At 44.8% G+C, this 4101-nt stretch carries 3 protein-coding genes; 2 read left to right on the top strand and 1 reads right to left on the bottom strand.

Annotation, left to right across the window (positions count from 1 at the left end; translation table 11 throughout):
- Positions 1-127 precede the first annotated feature (127 nt).
- Positions 128-1603: a CIA30 family protein gene (locus F6K38_RS36495; protein ID WP_008183365.1), complete on the top strand. Its 1476-nt coding sequence runs from the start codon at positions 128-130 to the stop codon at positions 1601-1603.
- 246 nt (positions 1604-1849) lie between these two features.
- Here the strand turns inward: F6K38_RS36495 and F6K38_RS36490 are convergent, their stop codons facing one another.
- The gene (locus F6K38_RS36490) at positions 1850-2632 is read right to left on the bottom strand and encodes an RNA polymerase sigma factor SigF (RefSeq protein WP_008183364.1); all 783 of its coding nucleotides are present in this window, start codon (positions 2630-2632) and stop codon (positions 1850-1852) included.
- A 475-nt stretch (positions 2633-3107) separates the two neighbouring features.
- Here F6K38_RS36490 and F6K38_RS36485 point away from each other — a divergent pair, with 475 nt between their 5' ends.
- A complete protein-coding gene (locus F6K38_RS36485) occupies positions 3108-3836 on the top strand; it encodes a Bax inhibitor-1/YccA family protein (RefSeq protein WP_008183362.1) in 729 nt (242 codons plus the stop codon).
- Positions 3837-4101: the final 265 nt, after the last annotated feature.

Raw genomic sequence — 4101 nt, 5'->3', positions numbered from 1 at the left:
TGCATCAAGAAGCGCAAGAGTTTGACTTCTGACAAATGACTTCTGACTTCTGACTTCTGCTATAAAGGTAACCTTCAGGGTAACTCAGGTTTCGATAAACTGAAGAAAAAATGCACTTGAGGCGATTATGACCCAAAACAATCGCTCCCCATGGGATGCTGGCAGATTCATAAAAACCCTAAGCTACTTTGAGGTTATTCCTTTCCTGAGCTGCCTACAGCGATTATTCACAGGTCGTGCCAATAATCAACAATCGAGCCAGGGTAGAGGAAAAGATATGGGAGTAATACTGGTAGCTGGGGCAACTGGCGGTGTAGGCAAGCGAGTGGTGCGCTGTCTGGTTGAGCGTAATTATCCCGTACGTGCCCTAGTTAGAAATGCCCAGAAAGCTAGGGAAATCCTTGGCAATAACCTGGAACTATTCGAGGCAGATATCACTATTCCAGACACCTTGACCCCAGCACTGTACAAGAACATTACTGCTATAGTGTGTTGTACAGGAGCGCGGATGCAACCGGTAGAAGGAGACACCCCGAACCGGGAAAAATACGATCAGGGCATCAAGTTCTATAGGCCAGAAGTGGTCGATAGCCCGGAACTATTGGAGTATCAGGGTATCAAGAACTTAGTACAAGCCGCAGCAGAGTATCTCGAACCAGGGAAACAACTCCTATTTGACTTCCAAAACCCTTCCGATGACTTACAAGAAACCTGGGGTGCTGTGGATGATGTAGTCATGGGTGGTGTCAGCGAGAGTTCAATCCGCCTGATCGACAAGGCTGCCCTGTTTACCGGCAATGTCTCAACAGCAAATTCTGGCGGCTTTGTGTCAGTACGCACCCGCAATCTCCCAACTCCCCTCAACTTAGCTGAGTACCAAGGACTAGAACTGCGAGTTAAAGGGGATGGTCAACGCTATAAATTTATATTGCGTAATGAATCGAAATGGGATGGCATTGCCTACTGCTATTCCTTTGACACCCAGAAAGATCAGTGGATAAACGTTTCTATTCCCTTTGCTGATTTGATTCCGGTATTTCGAGCCAAAACCTTGAAAGATGCTGCTCCCTTCAACCCCAGTCGCATCTTTGCCATACAGCTAATGCTGAGTAAATTTGAATATGATGGCGCACTGAACCCAAACTTTGCTCCAGGTTCCTTTGTCCTACAGCTCGAAACTATTAAAGCCTATGGGGGGATCACCAAGCCCCAATTCATTATGATTAGCTCAGCCGGGGTGACTCGTCCAGGTCGTCCAGGAATTAACCTAGAGGAAGAACCACCAGCGGTACGAATGAATGATCAACTGGGGGGAATTCTAACCTGGAAACTCCGGGGAGAAGACGCAGTTCGCGACAGTGGCGTTTCCTATACCATCATCAGACCTTGTGCTTTGACAGAAGAACCGGGAGGTCAAGCCTTAGTGTTTGCTCAAGGAGACAATATCCGAGGTAAAGTAAGTCGGGAAGATATTGCTGAACTTTGTATTCAGGTACTAGAGCAACCCAAGGCTTGTAATGTCACCTTTGAAGTCAAAGAGGCAAGTGATGGTTTGCGAGACTGGCAAACTCTCTTTTGCGATATCAATACGGACAGCAATTAAGTATAGGGTTTGTATCTAGGTTGTAAACACACTTCTTGCAAAAAAAGGCAATTATAATTAAGAATTAAGAATTTAGAATTTAGAATTTAGAATTTCTTCATTCTTAATTATTCCTTCTTAATTCCTCATTCTTAATTATTCCTTCTTAATTCCTAATTCTTCATTCTTCATTCCTAATTCTTCATTCTTCATTCTTCATTCTTCATTCTTCATTCTTCATTCTTCATTCTTCATTCTTCATTCTTCCTAACTTGCCAGACGCTCCGATGCTTGAGATTTCATCAGGGTAACCAACTCTTGGATTCCTCTTTTGACATGTCGCGTCACTGTCATCGGACTGACTCCAATTCGTTTGGCTGCCTCTTTGCGGGGGAGTTCTCGTAAGAAAACAAACTCTATAGCTGCCTGAGTTTTATCTTCTAGCTGACTCAAGGCACCCTGGAGCTGTTGTCGGTCTTCTTCCCAATAGTGTAAATTCTCTTCATAGTAATCCGGTAGAGTCTCTCCTAAAGTCATGGGTTGATCGACCTTCTGAGAAACCGTGGCATCCAAACTTAAAGGCAAACGATTTTGAACTGCCAATTTACTTTCCTGCCACTCTTGCAGTGATACATCCAAAGCCTTAGCAATTTCTTCATCTCTGGGGAAGCGTCCCAAGTTAGTTGCTAACTTTTTGCTGACTCTTTTCCCTGCCTGCTGGAGTTCCTGCCATCGGCGAGGAATCTTGACCAGAGAACCCCTATCGCGCAAGAAGTGTAGCATCTCACCGCGAATGTAAGGTACTGCCAAGGAACTGAATGCACAACCTTGATGGGGGTCGAACCGCTCAATAGCACGAATCAAGCCGATGTAACCCATTTGCTCGAGGTCTTCATAAGGTTCAGCACACTTCTGGCTGACTATATGAGCAATCTTCCTCACTAACCCAGCATTTAATCTTACTATCTGATTGCGAAGTTGAATTGATGGATTTCGGTAGTACGCAATCAGAAGTTCCATTCCTTGAAAACCAACAGACCCAATAGCCATTCTCAAAATATCCCAGAAGTGGAAACCTATTTACGACACGAGGCTTAGCCTAAGCAATTAATCTTCAACTCATTGTCATTAGAGATTCCCCTTTAGAACCATCGTCCTTTCACGGAAAAAACAAATTACCGTTTTTGTTTTCTCTGTACAATCACGCAGATTGGAACCCGAAGATAGTGAGAAATCGCTATACCGTCTTAAATGTGGTATAATATCTAACCTAATTAGCCGGAAGTGGCAACTAGCAAAGAGGATAACTAGTATTCTGTCAATTTAGTTTTGGTATTAGGTGTTAGGTATTAGGTGTTAAGTATTAGGTATTCCGAAAAAGTAGAGTTTACCCCTCAAGTCAATTTGGACGGAGTACTAGCAGTCGGTTTTCCCTCCTGCCACAAGATTGCGGATATGGTTCAAAATAGAAGTAGTTATAAATCAATGCTGATACTTGATCAGGAAAATTCTTGACTAAAATCTCATGAGTAGCACTAGTAACTTTCGTCAAGCAATTCGTGAATCTCAAGGTCGAGCCCTAGTTGGTCCGAATGTTATTGCTAATGCTCTGCCCTTCCTGGGTGGTGGATTAGTCTTAACTGCCCTAGGTGTCTATGGTGGTCTGGGGGTGATTTCAAGCAACCCAGGGCTATTTATGACCACCTTCTTGCCTGCCTTAATTGCCGAATTTATTCTTTTCTTCGTTGCCCGTGGTGTGGCTGAGAACGGAAACAACAGTGTAGCTTTGCCTCTTCTAGCTAGTTACAGTCTCTTGTCCGGCTACACCCTCAGTGGCTTAATATTCGTTGCCCTCGGAACAGGGGGTGTGGGCATGCAAGGCATTGCCATTGCTGCCTTTGGCTGTGGTGTAGCCTTTATGGCTGGCCGTCAAATTGGTTCTAATCTCTCAGACGAAGATGGCTTTGCTTTAGCCAAAACCGTCCAGATGGGTATGATTGCCTTGCTGGTGGTCTTGGTGGCTCAGCTAGTTTTATCCTTCTTTGGTGTATACACACCCAGCTTTCTAGAAATTGCTATCTCTGGCATCGGTGTGGTTATTTTTGCGGGTGCGGCTGTAGTGGATTTCTTCGTGCTGCCTCGCGCCTATCGTGATGACCAGTATCTACCTGCTGCCCTGTCAATGTACTTGACCTATATTAACTTGTTCGTGTTCATTTTGCGGCTGCTGATTGCCCTTAATGGTCGCGACTAAGACAGTGCAATACGATAGAACCCAATCGGGGACGGCAATGCTGTACCCCGATTTTTCTAGTTCCAAGCTGTGGTGCTAGACGTCATATAGGAGCCATAAACCCCAACAGAGCCTCAAATACAGCATCATGGGCAGTACTTTGATTTGTGCCCCTATAGCTAGCTATAGGGACAAGTCCTGTTCTGAAGCGGTTTTGTGATAGTATAGCAGTCGCCAGGGCAGTTAGGACATGACAAAAGTCTCACACCCTTTGTAAGCGATGCAG

Origin of the sequence: Moorena sp. SIO3B2 (assembly GCF_010692525.1) — a bacterium.
Classification (GTDB): domain Bacteria; phylum Cyanobacteriota; class Cyanobacteriia; order Cyanobacteriales; family Coleofasciculaceae; genus Moorena; species Moorena producens.
The sequence above is the reverse complement of the archived record's forward strand: the minus strand, read 5'-3'. Positions and strand labels throughout refer to the sequence as shown.